A 1703-nucleotide genomic window follows, 5' to 3' on the forward strand; every position below is an offset into this window, starting at 1 on the left:
ATTGCGGTAACTTGCTTATTGGAAGGTCACTTAACTATTTGCTTTCTGGGCTTTCTACTTCTACAGATTTGCGTTCAATATGATTGTTTGCTTGTTGAACTAATATATCTATCACTTCTTTTACAGGCTTTTCCCTATCAACCATGCCAACACTTTGGCCGGCCATTAAAGATCCTGTTTCAACATCTCCTTCAATCACTGCCCTTCTTAAAGCTCCAGCCCAGAACTTTTCTATTTCAAGCTGCCCATCTTCTTTTGAGATCTGTCCCTTTTGGTATTCATCAATAACTTCTTTTTGACGCTTCATGAAGTCATCGCTTGCTTTGTTGGCTATAGCTCTTACAGGAATTACAGGAAAATCAGCACTTATCTGTACAGAAGGTATTGTATTACGTGCGGCCGATTTAATAAACACTTCCTTAAAATTTTTGTGGGCAATTGACTCATTAGTGCAGACAAATAATGTACCTATTTGACAGCCACTTGCTCCCATTTTCAGGTAATTAACTATCATTTCACCTCTTCCTATTCCACCTGCAACAAACACTGGTATTTGTTCATTTTTAAAATGAGGCAATATCTCTTGTGCAAGAACAGAAGTACTAACTGGACCTATATGCCCACCTGCTTCCATTCCTTCTATTATTAATGCATCTACTCCCATTTTTACTAACCTTTTCGCAAGGCTTAATGCTGGTGCAAAGCACATAACTTTAATGCCTGCACCCTTGATTTTTTCTATATTAGGCTTTGTTGGCAGTCCACTGGCAAGCACTATATGGCTCACTTTCGTTTCAATACACACATCTATCAACTCACTCAACTTTGGGTGCATAGTAATTAGATTTACACCAAATGGCTTGTTAGTTAACTTCTGTGTCTCTACGATTTCTTTTTCCAGTAAGTCTGGGAACATTGCACCACATGCAATCACACCAAAACCACCAGCGTTTGAGATTGCTGAGACCAAGTTTCTCTCTGAAACCCAGCTCATAGCACCACCCATTATAGCAAACTCACTGCCAAGAAAATCTGTTCCTTTTTTCCAGAGGCTACTTAACATATAACCTATATCATACGTTTAAAAATGTTTTGTTTATCTATAAATGTGTGTTTTAAGGCGCCAAGTGTATGTAAGATTATAAAGAGTACCATAAAATATGCAAGCATCGAATGCAGCTCGTTAGCCGTGTTAGCTAGATCTTTGTTTTGATTAATCAACAAAGGGATATGAAAAAAATATTTGATCTGTTTGCCAGAAGCAGAAGACATGACATAGCCAGATAGTGGCATTAGCACCATCAAAGAATATAAACCAAAGTGTACTGCCTTACTTATATTGATTACAAACCGAGAAAAATTTGCTGGAAGTGGTGGAACATAAGTAAAGACGCGAAAAAATATGCGTACTATGACTAATCCAAGAATAGTGATACCGCAAGCCTTATGAATAGCGTATATGTTGAACTTAATTTCATTGCTAAGTGGTAAGTTTTTCATATAAAGTCCAGAGCAAAGCATACCGATAATAAAAATAGCCATCAACCAATGGATAACCCTTAAACCTAGGCTATATTTAGCGTCTTCCATTTTGATTACCCTAAAGTAGCATTTATATAATAGAAAAACTATTTTTCAATCAAAATTATTAAAGCAATTTAGATTTACCGACAATAGTAGCTATACAAATTCGACCCAGCCGA

At 36.8% G+C, this 1703-nt stretch carries 2 protein-coding genes; both read right to left on the reverse strand.

The window, feature by feature from the left end; genetic code table 11:
* Positions 1-34: 34 nt before the first annotated feature.
* Positions 35-1063 carry an NAD(P)H-dependent flavin oxidoreductase gene (locus tag WGMM_RS01220; RefSeq protein WP_038248839.1) on the reverse strand — a complete coding sequence of 343 codons (1029 nt, stop codon included), beginning with the start codon at positions 1061-1063 and terminating at the stop codon, positions 35-37.
* Between the two features lie 5 nt (positions 1064-1068).
* A complete protein-coding gene (locus WGMM_RS01225) occupies positions 1069-1590 on the reverse strand; it encodes a cytochrome b (RefSeq protein WP_038248843.1) in 522 nt (173 codons plus the stop codon).
* Positions 1591-1703 lie beyond the last annotated feature (113 nt).

The sequence above is a fragment of the Wolbachia endosymbiont of Glossina morsitans morsitans genome, from assembly GCF_000689175.1.
In the GTDB taxonomy this organism is placed as follows: domain Bacteria; phylum Pseudomonadota; class Alphaproteobacteria; order Rickettsiales; family Anaplasmataceae; genus Wolbachia; species Wolbachia pipientis.